Source organism: Streptomyces sp. NPDC052701 (genome assembly GCF_040678355.1).
GTDB lineage: Bacteria > Actinomycetota > Actinomycetes > Streptomycetales > Streptomycetaceae > Streptomyces.
This window is the reverse complement of record NZ_JBFATO010000002.1, coordinates 233,095-249,517: the sequence shown is the minus strand read 5'-3', so window position 1 is coordinate 249,517 and position 16,423 is coordinate 233,095. Positions and strand designations below refer to the sequence as shown.

The window sequence follows — 16,423 nt, the reverse complement described above, 5'->3', positions numbered from 1 at the left end:
GGGAGTGGCGAGAACCGATTGTTCCTCTTCCGTGATCAAGGGGCGGCGCGCTCACCCGGCCGTCCGGACCACGTTGCGGACCACCGTCCACACCACCGCCACCGCGAGGATCACCGCCTGCGCCCGGCGGCCGGTCCGGGGCCGCCAGCGCCGGCCGCGCAGCCCCTCCCACGTCCAGCGCCCCCACAGCGCCAGCGCGTACGGCGAGGCGAGCAGCAGGACCCTGTTGTCCAGCCAGGCCCCGGCCAGGTGACCGTGCATCAGGTCGTACACCATGCGGGTGCCGCCGCAGGCGGGGCAGAGCAGCCCGGTGACGAGGCGGAACGGGCACCGCGGCAGGAGGTGGCCGGATTCGTGCGGGTCGGTGACGTAGAGGTAGGCGGAGCCGGCCGCCCCGGCGGCGAGCACGGCGAGGGGTGCCGCCGCCGGGTGCAGCGGGGGGAACCGGCGCGCCGCGGCGGGCCCGGCCGGGTCCACCGCATCAGCCACGCAGGACCCGCCCGTTGCCGTCGGTGGTGTTGTTGCCGGTCAGCAGGACGATCCCGTCGATCAGCGCCCAGATGCCGAGCCCGCCGCAGGTGAACAGCTGGGCGAGGCCCAGGCCGACGTTGCCGATGTAGAAGCGCCCGACGCCGAAGGTGCCGAGGAAGAGCTGGAGGATACCGGCGACGATCTTGGACTTGTCGGAGTACGGGCGGCCGTAGGGGTCGTAGCCGTAGGGCGCGTTGGGGTCGCCGCTGTAGGTGCCCGGCGGGACGGCACCGGGGTAGCCGCCCTGCGGGTAGCCCTGCTGCGCGTAACCCTGCTGGGAGTAGCCCTGCTGGGAGTAGCCCTGCTGCGCGTAGTCCTGCTGCGGGTAGCCGTAGGGGCCGGCCGGGCCGCCGGCCTGCGGCCCGGAACCGGGGTACCCGTACCCGGGCGGAGGGGACTGGGGCGGCTGGGGCGGCTGGTTCGGCTGTTCGGACACGTGGGATTCTCCCGCCAGGTGATCGTAAAGACGACTTGCATGATGAAAGCAGTTCATCGTGCACGAGCGGACCGGCCGGTGAAAAGCCAGGCCGTCGTCTCCGCCCGGTCAGGCCCTCGGATACCGCGCCAGCCAGGCCGGGCTGGACGCCCCCGGGCCGTGCAGCGCGGGGCCCTGGGTCATCTCCATGGCGAAGTCGTCGGCCAGTTCCAGGATCGTCGGACGGCCCTCCAGCCCGGCCAGCCAGGCCGGCGGGAGGGCGGTCTCGCCGTGCAGGGCACCGAGCAGACCGCCGGTCAGGGCCCCGGCCGCGGCGGAGCGCCCGTCGTGGTTGACGGCCAGGCACAGCCCGTGCCGGACGTCCTCGGCGACCAGCGCGCAGTACACGGCGGCGGCCACCATCCCCTCCGCCGTCCCCTCCCCCGCCAGCCGCGCCACCCGCTCCGGTGCCGGCATCCCCTGCCGCACCGCGCCCAGCGCGTGCTGAAGGGCGTCCGAGACGGGCTGGTGCCCCGGACGGGCGGCCAGCAGCGCCAGCGCCCGCTGCACCGCCCCGTCCAGGCTGTCGCCCCGGGCCAGCGCGTGCACGACCAGCGCGTACGCGCCCGCCGCGAGGTAAGCCGCCGGATGCCCGTGCGTCTGCGCCGCGCACTCCACGGCGAGTTGCGCGACCAGCTGCGGCTCCCATCCGACGAGCAGCCCGAAGGGCGCGGACCGGACGGCGGCCTCGGGCCCGCGCTCCTTGGGGTTCTTGGGCGCGTCGAGGGTGCCCATGGTGTCGTCGCCGAGGCCGAGCAGCAGGGCGCGGGTGGGGCCGCGCCGGGCGTACAGCCACTCCTCGCGGGCGAGCCAGCCGTCCTCACCGCGCCGCTCGTCGGGCCCCCAGTCCCGCTGGGTCACCGCCCAGCGCAGATAGGCCCGGTGCAGGTCGGTCGGCGGGTGCCAGGCGCCGGTGTCGCGCCGCACCTGGGCGCGGATCAGCCCGTCCACGGAGAACAGGGTGAGCTGGGTGAGGTGGGTGACGGCACCGCGCCTGCCGTAGGCGGGAGCCAGGTCCAGCAGCCCTTCGGGGCCGTGCGCCTCCCGGATGCCGGGCAGGTCCAGCCCGTCGACCGGCGCCCCCAGCGCGTCCCCGACGGCCACGCCCAGCAGGGTCCCGCGCACCCGGCTGCGGAAGTCCTGCTGCTCGGTACGCCCCCAGACGGCACCGGCTGTCGCGCTCACCCAGTCCTCCCCGGAGGCACCGTCCGTACGTACGACGCTCAGCACTGTAATCGAAGGGGAAGGAGCGGTTCGGGTGTCGGCCGGAATGCGGGGAGTGACCGGTGCGGCCGCGAGTGGCCGACTACGCCCCCTCCGTCACAGTCCCGCCTCGGCCTCGGCCGCCGCCCGGATCGCGCGGATCCCGGCGATGGCCTCCGCCGGGTCCTGCTCCCCCGCGTCCACCGTCAGCTCCAGTTCACGCAGCCGGGCGGCTCGTTGCGGATTCCGTTCGATCGCCACGAGGACCGCCCAGGAATGCACGAAGGCCCGCAGGGGCGCGAGGCTCTGGGTCCGGTGGGCGTTGGTCGCGGCTTCGAACAGGTGCCGCGTGAGGTCCGGGAGCCGGCTCGGGGCGACGCGCTCGACCACCGCCCGCAGCGCGTCCGGGGTGAGCTCGGGCGAAGGGGCCGGCGGTTCGTCAGGCCGCCGCATCGGAGGGGCGGCAGTCGCGGCAGCGGCCGGGGCCGGGGGCGCGGAAGGCGCGGTCGCAGCCGTCGCACGTCTGGAAGGGGTCCGGGCGGGCAGGGACGGGGCCCGCAGCGGGGCGCGGCGGGACGGGGAGCGGGGGCGGCAGCAGAGCGGTGAGGCGGTGGGCGAGGAGGGCCGCCGGGTGCTTGATCGAGTCCTGGGGCAGTCCGGCCGTCAGGGCCCGCTGCACGACGGCGGGCGGTACGCCCCGGTCCAGCCAGGCCGAGACGTCCGGGGCCAGGCGGTGCACGTCGCGTTCGGTGAGGAGCAGGCGGGGGTCGAGGGCCCGCAGACCGGCGAGGAGGCCGACGGCGGCGCGGTGCGGCGCCCGGGGAACGGCGTCCGGCGCCTTCGGGGCGGGTGCCGGTGCCGGCACTGGTGCCGGTGCCGGTCCGGGGGGCGCCGCGGCCGTCCGGGGCTTGTTGTACGAGATCGTCCGGGTCACGAATCGGCCCGATTGAAGACGCTCCTTGGGGCGAGCGAGGTACCCGTGCGCTTCCAGTTCCCGCAGGGCCGCGGCGATCCGGACCTCGCCCTCGGGGAACTTCGCGGCCAGCGCCTTGATGCCGACCGGGGTCCCGGCGGGCAGCGACTGGATGTGGACCGCGAGACCGATCGCCGTCAGGGACAGCTCCGGGTGCTGGGCGAGGTGGTTGCCGACCACGACGAACCGGTCGTGGTGGGGTTCGCTGACGTGCTCGACGCCGCCTGCGGAACGGCCGGACGAAGGGCGCGCGGGCGCGCTAGGCTGCTGGTCAGTCATCGGGAAGGCCTGTCTTCCTCGGTGATCAGGCCCTCGCACTGGGATGGCAGTCCCGGCGGGGGCCGATGCATGTGTGCGGTTGTCGTGGCCGACGCTGCACCATCGACTCCCCTTGGCGCCAGCCGAGTTGGCGATGTTCACCCCTGCGGGTGATCGACGGGGGCGGTGGGGGCGGGGTGGGTTCTTTCCCCGGTTCTTTGGTCTTTGGCGTCGCGCCGGGCCGGGTCATGGGTCCGCGCGATCCGGTGCCAGCTCGGCCCACACGGTCTTGCACCCCGCCGGCGCCGCGTCCACGCCCCACCGGCCCGCGTACGCCGCCACCAGCAGCAGTCCCCGGCCCGACTCCGCGTCCGGCGCCACCGGGTCGGGGACGCGCGGGACCCGGTCGCCCCGGGCGTCGGTGACCTCGACGCGGAGGGTGCCGTCGGGGCGGAGCCCGAGACCGAGCCGGAAGTCCCGTCCCCGTACGCGCCCGTGGAGCACGGCGTTCGACGCCAGCTCGGCCACGACCTGCGCCGCCGCCTCGAACGGCTCGCCCCACTCGTCGAGCTGGCGCTCCGCCAGCAGCCGGGCCAGTCGGGCGCCCCTTCGGGTGGAGGACAGCTGGACCGCGAAGTGGCGGACGGGGGCGGTGGTGCGCGGGAGGGATTTCTGGCTCATGTCACCCAGAGTGTCCGTTCGCCCCTACTCTGAAAAGTGATGACCTCGGTACGGAGAGTGACTGTCCGGACGTGGGCCGGGGTCGTACGGCTGGTACATCGGGAGGGGACGACATGGAGGACGAGGAGGCCGCGGCCGTGCTCAGGGCGGTCGGGCGGCAGATCAAGATGTGGCGCGAGGCCGCCGGGATGAAGCAGGCGGAACTCGGCGCGGCGATCGGGTACGGCGAGGAGATGGTCTCGTCGGTGGAGCGTGCGCGCAGGATCCCGAAGCCGGACTTCCTCGACAAGGCCGACGAGGTGCTCGGGGCGGACGGGAAGCTCGCCGCGATGAAGGAGGACGTGGAGAAGGCCCGGTATCCGAAGCAGGTCCGGGACCTGGCGAAGCTGGAGGACGAAGCGGTCGAGTTGGGGGCGTACGCCAACCACAACATGCATGGCTTGCTTCAGACGGAGGCGTACGCGCGGGCCTTGTTCGTGATGCGGAGCCCATCGCTCACCGAAGACGAGATCGACCGGCAGGTCGCCGCGCGCATGGCACGCCAGCGTGTCTTCGAGCGGGTGCCTCCGCCTCTGCTCACCTTCGTCCTGGAAGAGGTGACGCTGCGGCGGCCCATCGGCGGCAGAATGGTGTGGCGACAACAGCTCGAACATCTTTTGCGCGTAAGTCAGTTGCGGAATGTCGCCATCCAGGTGATGCCTACGGGTGTGGAAGTCCACGCCGGCATGGCGGGGTCGATCCGGCTGCTGAAACTTCGCGACGGCAAGACGCTGGGGCACTCGGAAGCCCAACTGCACAGCCGGGTGATCAGCGATCCTCGGGAGGTCCAGATCCTGGAGATGCGCTATGGCATGATCCGCGCGCAGGCTCTCGCCCCCCGGGAGTCAATGGCCTTCATCGAAAAAGTGCTGGGAGAAGAGACATGACCTCCACGCTGAACTGGATCAAGAGCAGCTACAGCAGCAACGACGGTCCTGACTGCGTCGAAGTCGCCATACCCCCCGCCCACACCACCGTCCACGTCCGCGACTCCAAGACCCCGGACACCTCCCACCTGACCATCGCTCCCGCCGCCTGGACCGACTTCCTCACGTACGTCGGCAAGTGACCCCTGACCGGGAGTCGTTGGCCCCCGTCGAGAACGCACAGGGAGAAGCGACATGACCTCCGCGCTGACGTGGTTCAAGAGCAGCTACAGCGGCAACGACGAGCCCGACTGCGTCGAAGTCGCCATACCCCCCGCCCACACCACCGTCCACGTCCGCGACTCCAAGAACAGGACAGGTCCGCGCCTCGCCTTCGCCGGCGGCTCCTGGGTGGAGTTCGTCGGTTTCGCCGCCCGCCGAGGCGGGACGGGACTGCCGCCCGCCGGGTGAGGGCCTCCTCAACGGGGTTCGGAGCGGCCCTCGTTCTGGCTCAATGCCTACCCGTCGCCGAGCCCCGTGCGGAGAATGATCGGCATGACTACCACCCCCCGTACGCTTCCCCTGGCGGCGACCCTCCTGACCGCCTGCGTCGCCCTCTACATGGCCCTCGTCGCCCTCGGGAACATCACCGACTTCGGCACCAACCAGCAGTTCGTGCGCCACGTCCTGGCGATGGACACGACGTTCAAGGACGAGGACCTGATGTGGCGGGCGATCACCAGCAGACCGCTCCAGGACGCCGCCTACGTCGCGATCATCGTCTGGGAGACCGTCGCCGCGCTGGTGCTGATATACGGGACCTGGCTGTGGGCGCGGCGCGACCACGCCCGGGCCCGGCGGTTCTCCACCTACGGCCTGCTGATGGTCATGCTGCTGTTCGGGGCCGGGTTCATCGCCATCGGCGGCGAGTGGTTCGCGATGTGGCAGTCGGAGGACTGGAACGGGCTGGACGCGGCGACGCGGGTGTTCACGTTCAGCGGCATCGTGCTGCTCGTCAACCACCTGCCCTTCGGACAGGCCCGGCAGGCCGACGCTATCTGACCACCACGACCGTCGTCCCCGCCGTTCCGAACGTCCACAGTGCCGAGCCGTCCGCCGACTTCATGCGGATGCCGCCGGTGCGGGTGCCGGAGGCGGGCGGCGGGGGCGACGCGCCGTCCACGGCGGCGGAGAAGGCGATGTTGACGCCCGACTTGGCCGCGAAGTAGACGACGTGCTCGATCTGCACGCCGTCCGAGCCGGTGGTGGCCTGCGTCCGGGTGCCGACCGTGTAGGTGCCGGGGTCGGGGTCGACCGTGCCCGGCCACACCGGGAACGTGCGGCGGGGGCTGTCGCTGGCGTCGACCAGCCACACCCGCCGGTGTTCCAGGGAGTAGACGATGCGCCGCCCGGTGCCGGAGCCGTCGGGCACCGCCGCCGGGGCGGACTCCTTCGGGGCCGGCCGCGGGCTCGCGGAGGCCGTGGCGCTCGGCCGGGCCGCCGCGGCGGTGGGGTGCGGCCCCCGGTCCGCCTGCACGGCCAGGACGGTCACCGCCGCGACCGCCCCCACGGTCAGGCCGGTCACCCAGGCCGATGAGGGAATTCGGGCAGCCACGGGCACGCATCTCCTCAGCTACGGGACGCCACGGGGCCCCGGACGTCCCGGGGGCCCGATCATCGTACTGCGGGGACCCCGGGCGCCTTCCCGTCCCGTCAGTCCAGTACCGGCAGCAGCTCCGGCAGGTGCCCGTCGGAGGCCCGCGCCACCCGCTGCCGCTCCTCGGGGACCTCGCCGTAGAGGGTGGTGCGCGGCTTCGCCGGGCGGCCCGCCGCCTCCGCGACCGCGACCAGGTCCCGGACCGACTTGTACGAGCCGTACGAGGAGCCCGCCATGCGGGAGATCGTCTCCTCCATCAGCGTGCCGCCCAGGTCGTTGGCCCCGGAGCGGAGCATCTCGGCCGCGCCCTGGGTGCCGAGCTTGACCCAGCTCGTCTGGATGTTGGGGATCCACGGGTGCAGCAGCAGCCTCGCCATCGCCGTGACCGCGCGGTTGTCGCGGACCGTCGGGCCGGGGCGCGCGATGCCCGCCAGGTACACCGGCGCGTTCGTGTGGACGAACGGCAGGGTCACGAACTCCGTGAAGCCGCCCGTGCGCTGCTGGATGCCGGCCAGGGTGCGCAGGTGGCCGAGCCAGTGGCGGGGCTGGTCGACGTGGCCGTACATCATCGTCGACGACGAGCGGATGCCGAGCTCGTGGGCGGTGGTCACCACCTCGATCCAGGTCGCCGCGGGCAGCTTGCCCTTGGTGAGGATCCAGCGGACCTCGTCGTCGAGGATCTCCGCCGCCGTGCCCGGGATGGTGTCCAGGCCCGCCTCCTTGGCGGCGGTCAGCCACTCGCGGATCGACAGGCCGGTGCGGGCCGCGCCGTTGACCACCTCCATCGGGGAGAAGGCGTGCACGTGCATCCCCGGCACCCGCTCCTTCACCGCCCGCGCGATGTCGAAGTACGCGGTGCCCGGCAGGTCGGGGTGGATGCCGCCCTGCATGCAGACCTCCACGGCGCCGACGTCCCAGGCCTGCTGGGCCCGGTCGGCGACCTGCTCCAGCGACAGCGTGTAGGCGTCGGCGTCCGTGCGGCGCTGGGCGAAGGCGCAGAAGCGGCAGCCGGTGTAGCAGACGTTGGTGAAGTTGATGTTGCGGGTGACGATGTACGTCACGTCGTCGCCGACCGCCGACCTGCGCACGTCGTCCGCGATCCGGCACAGCGCGTCCAGCGCCGGGCCGTCCGCGTGCAGCAGCGCCAGCGCCTCGGCGTCGGTCAGCCTCGTCGGGTCGTCGGCGGCCGTCGCAAGGGCCTGCCGCACGTCGGTGTCGATGCGCTCCGGTGCCATGCCGGGGGCGGCGGCCTCGCGCAGGGCGTCCCAGTCGCCGTACACCTCGTCGAAGTCCTCGCGGCGGTCGGCGCTGCGGCCCTCGGTGTCGATCGAGGCGTGCAGGTCGGTGCGGCCGGAGGCGGTGAACACCTCCTCCGGCTCCTGCCACGGGCGGCCCTCGACGACGGCGTCCTCGCGCGCCAGGCCGGTGTGCGGGTCCGCCAGGGCCGCGACGTGCGGGCGCAGGCGCGGGTCCAGCCAGGGCTCGCCGCGGCGCACGAACTCCGGGTACACGCACAGCCGTTCGCGCAGCTCGAAGCCGGCGGCCGCCGACCTGCGCGCCAGTTCCTCGATCTGCGGCCAGGGACGCTCGGGGTTGACGTGGTCGATGGTCAGCGGGGAGACCCCGCCCCAGTCGTCGATGCCGGCGCCGATCAGGCGCTCGTACTCGGAGTCGACCAGGTTGGGGGGCGCCTGGAGGCAGGCCGAGGGGCCCATGACGTGCCGGGCCACGGCCACCGTGGCGACCAGTTCGTCGAGCTCGGCGTCGGGCATGCCCCGCATCGCGGTGTCCGGCTTGGCCCGGAAGTTCTGGATGATCAGTTCCTGGATGCCGTGGTGGGCGCGCGCCACCTTCCGCAGCGCGAACAGCGACTCGGCGCGCTCCTCGTAGGTCTCCCCGATCCCTATGAGGATCCCGGAGGTGAAGGGGACGGAGGAGCGGCCCGCGTCCTGAAGGACCCGCAGGCGGACGGCGGGCTCCTTGTCCGGGGAGCCGTGGTGCGGGCCACCCGGCTCGGACCACAGCCGGGTCGCCGTCGTCTCCAGCATCATGCCCATGCTGGGGGCGACCGGCTTCAGACGCTGGAAGTCGGTCCAGGTCAGGACGCCCGGGTTCAGGTGCGGCAGGAGCCCGGTCTCCTCCAGGATCCGGATGGAGACGGCCCGCACGTAGGCGATCGTGTCGTCGTAGCCGTGCGCGTCGAGCCATTCGCGGGCCTCGGGCCAGCGGTCCTCGGGCTTGTCGCCGAGGGTGATGAGGGCTTCCTTGCAGCCGAGGGCGGCGCCCTTGCGCGCGATGTCCAGGACCTCGTCGGGGGACATGAACATCCCGTGCCCGGCGCGGCGCAGCCTGCCGGGCACGGTGGCGAAGGTGCAGTAGTGGCACCTGTCCCGGCACAGCCGGGTCAGGGGGATGAAGACGCTCTTGGAGTACGTGATGACGCCGGGCCGGCCCGCCGCCTCCAGACCCGCGTCGCGCACCCGGGCGGCCGAGGCGGCCAGGTCCTCCAGGTGCTCGCCGCGGGCCTGGAGCAGGACCGCCGCCTCGGCGACGTCGAGGGAGACGCCGTCACGGGCGCGTTTGAGGGCGCGACGCAGGGAGTTCTCGGTGGGACCGGTTCCAAAGGCCGCGGGAGTCGTCATCCTTCGAGCATACGATCGCGCTGATCAACGCGGCGGTGTCAGCCCAGGAGGGCGCCGTAGCCGTCCAGCGCCCGCAGCACCTCCGCCTCCCCCGCCGGCGGCAGCTGCGCCACCACCTCCCGGATGCCGAGGTCGGCGTAGTGGGCGAGCTTGCCCGGGGTGGGGCGGACGGCGTAGGGGACGACCTGGAGGTCGTCCGGGTCGCGGCCCGCCTCGGCCCAGGCGGCGCGCAGCGCCGGCAGGGACTCGGACAGGCCGCGCCCGCCGATGGGCAGCCAGCCGTCGGCGTACTCGCAGATGTGCGCGAACAGCTTCGGCCCGGCCGCCCCGCCGACCAGCGTGCGCGGGCCGACGACCGGGCCGCGCGGCTTGCGCACCGGCTTGGGGTGGGCGTGGCTGGCCCGCACGCTGCCGAACTCCCCCCGGTAGGCGGTGGGCTCCTGCGCCCACAGCGCCCGCATCAGCGCCATCCGGTCCCGGACGAGCGCGCGCCGGGTGTCCCACCGGACACCGTGGTCGGCGGCCTCCTCGACGTTCCACCCGAAGCCGACGCCGAGTGTGAAGCGCCCGCCGGAGAGGTGGTCCAGGGTCGCGGCCTGCTTGGCGAGGTCGATCGGGTCGTGCTGGGCGACCAGCGTGATGCCGGTGCCCAGGCCGAGGCGTTCGGTGACCGCCGCCGCCTGGCCGAGCGCGACGAAGGGGTCGAGGGTGCGGCCGTACTCGGGCGGCAGCTCGCCGCCCGCCGGGTACGGGGTGGTCCGCTCGACGGGGATGTGCGTGTGTTCGGGCAGGTACAGCCCGGCGAAGCCCCGCTGCTCCAGCTCCCGGGCGAGCCGGGTCGGGGTGATCGTCTCGTCGGTGAGGAAGATCGTGACGGCGATGTCCATGCCCCCCTCTCTACCCGGCCCGGCTCCCCCTGTCCATACCGACCGGTCGGGATCGGATGTCGTCCTTCTCCCGGAAAACTGCCGACTCCCTTGCCGTACACGGCGGTTCACTGCTCAATACGAGGGTTGCGCGCATCACCCCGCATCACCCCGCACCCCCCGCACCGCTCACACCGCACCACCCCGCACCACCACGCCACGCCACCCACGACACCCGGGAGCAGCAGCATGTGCGAGGACCACCACGGCGGCGGCCACGGCGCGGTCGGCAGACGCGCCCTGTTCGTGACGGGCGCCGCCGCCGCGCTTACGTTGGGAGGCGTGAGCTTCGCTTCCGCGGCCGGCCGCGGCCAGGAGACCAGGACCGTGCGCGGCACCCTGCCGCCCGGCTCCCCCGACTTCGTGTACGTCCCCGTCGAAGTCCCCGGCGGCGTACGGGAGATCAGGGTCTCCTACACCTACGACCGCCCCTCCGTGCCCGCCGGGACCGCGGGCAACGCCCTCGACATCGGCATCTTCGACGAGCGCGGCACCGAGCTGGGCGGCCGGGGCTTCCGGGGCTGGTCGGGCGGGGCGCGCACGGAGTTCTTCCTGCGCGCGGACGACGCCACGCCGGGCTACCTCCCGGGCCCGGTGCGCGAGGGCACCTGGCACATCGCGCTCGGGCCGTACACGGTCGCCCCGCAGGGCCTGGCCTACGAGATCACGGTCACGCTGACGTACGGGGAGCCGGGCGAGGCCGCCGAGCCGGTGTACCCGCCGGAGCGGGCGAGGGGCCGGGGCCGCGCCTGGTACCGGGGCGACTGCCACCTGCACTCCTGGTACTCCGACGGCCGCCGCACCCCCGCCGAGATCGGGGCGCTGGCGCGGGCGGCGGGCCTGGACTTCATCAACACCTCGGAGCACAACACCCACGCCTCGCACGCCCACTGGGCGGACGTGGCCGGCGAGGACCTGCTGGTCCTGCTGGGCGAGGAGGTCACCACCCGCAACGGCCACGTGGTGGCCCTCGGCACCGACCCGGGCACGTTCGTCGACTGGCGCTACCGGGCCCGCGACAACCGCTTCGGCCGGTTCGCCCGGCGGATCCGGCGCGCCGGAGGGCTCGTCGTCCCCGCCCACCCGCACGCCACCTGCATCGGCTGCGCCTGGAAGTTCGGGTTCGGGGAGGCGGACGCGGTGGAGGTGTGGAACGGCCCCTACACGCCCGACGACGAGGTCGCGCTCGCCGACTGGGACGGCATGCTGGTCGCGTCGGTGCGCGAGGGCCGGGACTGGATCCCGGCGATGGGCAGCAGCGACGCCCACCGCGACCCGGACGCCGTCGGGCACCCCCAGACGGTGGTGCTGGCCGACGACCTGACCCGGGAGGCGATCCAGGAGGGCATCCGGGCCGGGCGTTCGTACGTGGCCGAGTCCTCCAGGGTCGCGCTGTCGTTCCGGGCCACCGGCGGGCGCGGTGCCCACGCGGGCATCGGGGAGCGGCTGGCGGTGGACCGGGACGCGCCCGTCACCGTCCGCCTGGAGGTCACCGGCGCCCCGCGCTGCACGGTCCGCTTCGTCACCGACCAGGGCGTGCTGCACACCGGCGCGCCCCTGCCGGTGTCCGGCGCGGGCGTGGTCGAGTGGCGCACGACGCCGTCCCACGCGGCCTACGTACGGGCCGAGCTGCGGCACGAGACGGCCGCCGGGCCGCTGCCGGGGGCGCTGGCGGCGTTCACCAATCCGGTCTTCCTGGGGCGCGGGTGAGTCCTCCCGGGAGGCGGGGGCGGAGGGGTCAGTCCGCCGGGCCCGCCAGGTCGGCCACGACCGCCGTGTGGTCCGACGGCCACACCCCGTCCACCGGGCCGTCCCCCGCCCGCCGCGCGGACCTGACGCGCCCGAGCCCGCCGGGGCCGGGCGGGCCGACGTGGACGTAGTCGATGCGCACGCTCGGGTTGCGGCCCGCCGTCACGTACGGGTTGGCCGCGTCCCAGGTGGCGGAGGGGGCCGCCGGGTCCGCGTACTCCCAGGCGTCGACCAGCACCTGCCCGGGGACGGCGGGCGCGGTCCGGCGGCCGCCGAGCAGCCGTATCTCGTCGGAGCCGGGCCAGGCGTTGAAGTCGCCGGTGACCACGGGCGGGAAGTCGGTCCCGCCCCGGTGCCCGGCGACGAACCCCGCGAGGGCGGCGACCTGCCCGCAGCGCACCGCGGAGGCGTGCGGGGCGGAGGTCAGGTGCGTGGTGAAGAAGGGCACCTCGTGACGGGGGCCGGCCAGTCGCGCGTACAGGGCGAGCCGCCCGTCGTCGAGGTCCTCGGGGGCGGGCAGCGGCAGGACGTCCCGGTCCACCACCGGCCATCTGCTGAGCACCGCGTTGCCGATGTCGACCGCCGGGTCGCCTATGCGGCGCCGCCAGCGCTCGGGGGCGTGCGAGGGGGCCCAGTCCCAGTACAGGCCGAGTTCCCCGGCCAGCCACTCGGCGAGGTTCTCGCCGTCGGCGGCCCACACCTCCTGCAGGCCGACGACGTCGGGGCGCAGCTCGCGCAGGGCGGCCAGGATCGCCTTCTGCCGTGCCTCCCAGGGGCCGAAGCGCCACCACAGGTTCCAGGTCACCACACGCATCGCAGCCACCCGCTCTCGTCACGCCGCGTGGTGACCATTGAAGCAGGGGCCGTCGCGGACGCGGCGGGGGCCGCCGCGCCGGCCCCGGGCCGCCGTCGTGCGCAATTGTGCGGGGCCGGTGTGGACCTTGTGCCCTCCCCGTGCGCCGGGCTGTGATCGGCGTCTCGCACGGCTGACGCACATGCCGTGAACAAGGCAAACTGGCGTGGTTGCTCAGGAGGCCTAGGGGGACTGCATGGACGGTGTACCGCGGCGCGTACCGGGGCGGCGGCGTCCCGGCGCACCGGCTCCGGCCGAGCCGCCGGCGCTGCGCTTCGGTGTGCTCGGACCGGTGCGCGCCTGGCGCGACGAGGAGCCACTGCCCACCGGCTCCCCCCAGCAGCGCGCCCTGCTGGCGGCCCTGCTGCTGCGCGAGGGCCGCACCGCCACGGCGGCGGAGCTGATCGACGCCCTGTGGGGCGAGGAACCGCCCTCGCAAGCCCTGGCGGCACTGCGGACGTACGCGTCCCGGCTGCGCAAGGTGCTGGACGCGGGCGTCCTGGTCAGCGAGTCGGGCGGCTACGCGCTGCGGGGCCTGGGCGAGGGCGCCCTGGACCTGACGGTCGCCCAGGACCTGGCGGCCGAGGCGGACAAGGCCCGGTCGGCCGGGGACCTGTGCCACGCCCGCGAGGTGCTCGGGCGCGCCCTGGCCCTGTGGGACGGGGAGGCGCTGGCGGGCGTGCCGGGCCCGTACGCGGAGGCGCAGCGCGTGCGCCTGGAGGAGTGGCGGCTGCAGCTGCTGGAGTCCCGCCTCGACATGGACCTGGAGCAGGGCTGCCACGCGGAGGCCGTCTCCGAACTGACCGCGCTCACGGCGGCGCACCCGCTGCGCGAACGGCTGCGCGAACTGCTGATGCTGGCCCTGTACCGCAGCGGCCGCCAGGCGGAGGCCCTCGCGGTGTACGCGGACACGCGGCGGCTGCTGGCGGAGGAGCTGGGCGTGGACCCCCGCCCGGACCTGCGGGAACTCCAGCAGCGCATCCTGCGGGCGGACCCGGCCCTGGCCGAGCCGTCGTCCCCGGCGCCGGAACCCGCCGCGGTCCCGGTGCGCCCGGCGCAACTGCCCGCGACCGTACCGGACTTCACCGGCCGGGCCTGCTTCGTACGGGAGCTGAGCGAGATCCTGGCGTCGGGGGCCGAGGGCCGGGTGATGGCCGTGTCGGCACTGGCCGGCATCGGCGGCGTCGGCAAGACGACCCTGGCGGTGCACGTCGCCCACCAGGCCCGTCCGGCCTTCCCGGACGGGCAGTTGTACGTGGACCTGCAGGGCGCGGGCCCCCGGGCGGCGGAGCCCGAGACGGTCCTGGGCGCCTTCCTGCGGGCCCTGGGCACGGCGGACTCGGCGATCCCCGACTCCCTGGAGGAGCGGGCGGCGCTGTACCGGTCGGTCCTGGACGGCCGCAGGGTGCTGGTCCTGCTGGACAACGCCCGCGACGCGGCCCAGGTACGGCCGTTGCTGCCCGGCGCGGACGGCTGCGCGGCGCTGGTCACCTCCCGGGTGCGCATGGTGGACCTGGCGGGCGCCCACCTCGTCGACCTGGACGTGATGGCGCCGGACGAGGCGCTGGCGCTGTTCACCAGGATCGTCGGCGAGGAGCGGGTGGGCTCGGAACGGGACGCGGCGCTCGACGTGGTCGCGGCCTGCGGCTTCCTGCCGCTGGCGATCCGCATCGCCGCCTCCCGCCTGGCGGCGCGCCGCACCTGGACCGTCTCGGTCCTGGCGGCGAAACTGGCCGACGAGCGCCGCCGGCTGGACGAGCTGCAGGCCGGCGACCTGGCGGTCAAGGCCACCTTCGAACTGGGCTACGGCCAGCTCGAACCGGCCCAGGCGCGCGCCTTCCGGCTGCTGGGCCTGGCGGACGGCCCCGACATCTCCCTGTCCGCCGCGGCGGCGGTCCTGGACCTGCCGGCGGAGGAGACGGAGGACCTGCTGGAGTCCCTGGTGGACACCTCCCTGCTGGAGTCGGCGGCGCCCGGCCGCTACCGCTTCCACGACCTGGTCCGGCTCTACGCGCGCGCGTGCGCGGAACGGGACGAACCGCCCTGCGGCGAGCGGGAGCCGGCGCTGTCGCGGCTGCTGGACTTCTACCTGGCGACGGCGGCGCGGGTCTACGCGATCGAGCGGCCCGGGGACCGGCTGGTGGACCACCTCGCCGCCACCACCCACGAGGGGCTGTCCTTCACCTCCCGCGAAGCGGCCCTGGACTGGCTGTTCACGGAGGCGGAGTGCCTGCTGGCCTGCGTGCAGCAGTCGTTGCGCGCGCCGACGCTGCGCCGCGCCGCCGGTCTGCTGCTGTCGGCGAAGGACCTGTCCGAGTCCGGAGCGGGCGCCCTCGCCTACGAGCGGGCCGCCGCGGCCCTGTGCGCGGCGGCCCACGAGCTCGGTGACGCGCGCGTCGAGGCGCAGGCGCGCACCGCCCTGGCCCAGGTCCTGGTGAACGCGGGACGGTTCGAGGAGGCGGACTTCGAGGCCGGCAAGGCGATGGCCCTCGCCACCCCGCAGGACCCGTGGACCAACTGCAACGCGCCCCTCGAACGCGGGGTGATCGCCTTCTACCGCAACCGGCTCCGGGAGGCGGAGACCCACCTGAGCGTCGCCCTGGACAACTTCCGCGCGGACGCGAACGCCCCCGGCGAGGCCAGCGCCCTGTGCAACCTCTCGCGGGTCCACCTCGCCCTGGGCAAGACGGACACGGCCATCTTGCTCGTGGCACAGGGCATCGCCATCTACGACGGCCTCGGCTCGGCCCTGCGGCTGGCCAACGGCCGGTACGCCCTCGGGCTCGCCCTCACCGCCGCCGGGCGCTACGGCGAAGCGTTGGAGCAGCTCACCGCGGCCCTCGCCGTCTTCAGGGAGAACCGCCAGCCCCTGTGGGAGGGGGTCACGCACTTCCGCATCGCCGAGGTCCACCTCGCGGCCGGCCGCGCCCCCCTGGCCGCCGCCCACGCCGAACAGGCCATCGCGCTGCGGGGCATCGGCGGCGAGTGGCGGCGCGGCACGATCCTGACCGTGCTGGGCAAGGCGCTGCTCGGGCTCGGCCAGCCCGACCGCGCGCACGCCTGCTGGCGCGAGGCCCTGGCCATCTACGAGACGCTGGGGTCCGCCGAGGCGGCCGAGGTCCGCGCACTGCTCCATCCCGTACCCGTCTGACCTGCGGCGTCGCGCCGTTCATCGTTCGTTTATCGCCGCGGGCCATTCTCTTGTCCACCAACCCGTCGCGTCGGGGGGCAGACGGCTTGGGCGAGGGGCCGTACGGATACGGTGTACGGCCCCAGGACGCCCGTCCGGCAGCCGACGGGGGAGCTGCCGGACGGGCGTCCCGTGAACGGACGTACGCCACACAGGGAGAGTCAGGACATGAGCGACGAGACCAAGCCCCAGGACACGCACATCTCCGGAGGCGAGGACGGGGACACCACGCCTCAGGACACGCACATCTCCAGCAAGGAGAAGGCGGGTGACGTCAAGCCTCTCGACACCCACATCTCCAGCGAGAAGGCCTGACGCCCGTCGGGTCCACGGGGGAACGCACGTCGGCCGCGGTGGCGCGGAGGGGGAGCCACCGCGGC

Annotated in this window: 17 protein-coding genes; 7 read left to right on the top strand and 10 right to left on the bottom strand. The window is 74.2% G+C overall.

The window, feature by feature from the left end:
- Window positions 1–51 precede the first annotated feature (51 nt).
- The 6 genes from AB0L29_RS04235 to AB0L29_RS04210 all read right to left on the bottom strand — a co-directional run bounded on the left by AB0L29_RS04235 (window position 52) and on the right by AB0L29_RS04210 (window position 4,121).
- A complete protein-coding gene (locus AB0L29_RS04235) occupies window positions 52–489 on the bottom strand; it encodes a DUF2752 domain-containing protein (RefSeq protein WP_365823135.1) in 438 nt (145 codons plus the stop codon).
- Window positions 482–967 (bottom strand): NINE protein, encoded by a 486-nt coding sequence (locus AB0L29_RS04230; protein WP_365823133.1) that lies wholly within the window; start codon window positions 965–967, stop codon window positions 482–484. The genes AB0L29_RS04235 and AB0L29_RS04230 overlap by 8 nt, the downstream gene beginning before the upstream one ends.
- Window positions 968–1,075: 108 nt before the next feature.
- Complete coding sequence (locus tag AB0L29_RS04225) at window positions 1,076–2,191, bottom strand: ADP-ribosylglycohydrolase family protein (protein WP_365823131.1); 1,116 nt, start codon at window positions 2,189–2,191, stop codon at window positions 1,076–1,078.
- Window positions 2,192–2,326: 135 nt separating this feature from the next.
- Window positions 2,327–2,662, bottom strand: a complete 336-nt coding sequence (locus tag AB0L29_RS04220) for a hypothetical protein (RefSeq protein ID WP_365823129.1) — start codon at window positions 2,660–2,662, stop codon at window positions 2,327–2,329.
- Window positions 2,649–3,461, bottom strand: a complete 813-nt coding sequence (locus AB0L29_RS04215) for a helix-turn-helix domain-containing protein (RefSeq protein ID WP_365823127.1) — start codon at window positions 3,459–3,461, stop codon at window positions 2,649–2,651. The genes AB0L29_RS04220 and AB0L29_RS04215 overlap by 14 nt, the downstream gene beginning before the upstream one ends.
- A gap of 225 nt (window positions 3,462–3,686) precedes the next feature.
- A complete protein-coding gene (locus AB0L29_RS04210; RefSeq protein ID WP_365823125.1) occupies window positions 3,687–4,121 on the bottom strand; it encodes an ATP-binding protein in 435 nt (144 codons plus the stop codon).
- 113 nt (window positions 4,122–4,234) lie between these two features.
- Between AB0L29_RS04210 and AB0L29_RS04205 the strand changes: the two genes are divergently transcribed.
- The 4 genes from AB0L29_RS04205 (at window position 4,235) to AB0L29_RS04190 (ending at window position 6,088) form a co-directional block, all read left to right on the top strand.
- Window positions 4,235–5,047 (top strand): helix-turn-helix transcriptional regulator, encoded by an 813-nt coding sequence (locus AB0L29_RS04205; protein WP_365823123.1) that lies wholly within the window; start codon window positions 4,235–4,237, stop codon window positions 5,045–5,047.
- Window positions 5,044–5,229 (top strand): DUF397 domain-containing protein, encoded by a 186-nt coding sequence (locus tag AB0L29_RS04200; protein ID WP_365823121.1) that lies wholly within the window; start codon window positions 5,044–5,046, stop codon window positions 5,227–5,229. The genes AB0L29_RS04205 and AB0L29_RS04200 overlap by 4 nt, the downstream gene beginning before the upstream one ends.
- A 52-nt stretch (window positions 5,230–5,281) precedes the next feature.
- Window positions 5,282–5,497 (top strand): DUF397 domain-containing protein, encoded by a 216-nt coding sequence (locus tag AB0L29_RS04195; protein ID WP_365823119.1) that lies wholly within the window; start codon window positions 5,282–5,284, stop codon window positions 5,495–5,497.
- Window positions 5,498–5,581: 84 nt separating this feature from the next.
- Entirely contained in the window at window positions 5,582–6,088 is a 507-nt protein-coding gene (locus AB0L29_RS04190; RefSeq protein ID WP_365823117.1) for a DUF2165 domain-containing protein, read from the top strand.
- On the opposite strand, the gene AB0L29_RS04185 is transcribed toward AB0L29_RS04190, so the two are convergent.
- The 3 genes from AB0L29_RS04185 to AB0L29_RS04175 form a co-directional block, all read right to left on the bottom strand.
- Entirely contained in the window at window positions 6,081–6,647 is a 567-nt protein-coding gene (locus tag AB0L29_RS04185) for a hypothetical protein (protein ID WP_365823115.1), read from the bottom strand. The two genes, AB0L29_RS04190 and AB0L29_RS04185, sit on opposite strands and share 8 nt — an antisense overlap.
- Window positions 6,648–6,739: 92 nt before the next feature.
- The gene (locus AB0L29_RS04180) at window positions 6,740–9,325 is read right to left on the bottom strand and encodes a bifunctional FO biosynthesis protein CofGH (RefSeq protein WP_365823113.1); all 2,586 of its coding nucleotides are present in this window, start codon (window positions 9,323–9,325) and stop codon (window positions 6,740–6,742) included.
- Window positions 9,326–9,363: 38 nt separating this feature from the next.
- A complete protein-coding gene (locus AB0L29_RS04175) occupies window positions 9,364–10,212 on the bottom strand; it encodes an LLM class F420-dependent oxidoreductase (RefSeq protein WP_365823111.1) in 849 nt (282 codons plus the stop codon).
- 228 nt (window positions 10,213–10,440) lie between these two features.
- Between AB0L29_RS04175 and AB0L29_RS04170 the strand changes: the two genes are divergently transcribed.
- Entirely contained in the window at window positions 10,441–11,961 is a 1,521-nt protein-coding gene (locus AB0L29_RS04170) for a CehA/McbA family metallohydrolase (RefSeq protein WP_365823109.1), read from the top strand.
- A 28-nt stretch (window positions 11,962–11,989) separates the two neighbouring features.
- Here AB0L29_RS04170 and AB0L29_RS04165 read toward each other — a convergent pair whose 3' ends face one another.
- A complete protein-coding gene (locus tag AB0L29_RS04165) occupies window positions 11,990–12,814 on the bottom strand; it encodes an endonuclease/exonuclease/phosphatase family protein (RefSeq protein ID WP_365823431.1) in 825 nt (274 codons plus the stop codon).
- Between the two features lie 235 nt (window positions 12,815–13,049).
- Here AB0L29_RS04165 and AB0L29_RS04160 point away from each other — a divergent pair, with 235 nt between their 5' ends.
- Window positions 13,050–16,004, top strand: coding sequence for a BTAD domain-containing putative transcriptional regulator (locus AB0L29_RS04160; protein WP_365823107.1), 2,955 nt, complete (start codon window positions 13,050–13,052; stop codon window positions 16,002–16,004).
- Between the two features lie 207 nt (window positions 16,005–16,211).
- On the top strand, window positions 16,212–16,358 hold the full coding sequence (locus tag AB0L29_RS04155) for a hypothetical protein (protein WP_365823105.1): 147 nt from the start codon (window positions 16,212–16,214) through the stop codon (window positions 16,356–16,358).
- The last annotated feature ends 65 nt before the right edge of the window (window positions 16,359–16,423 follow it).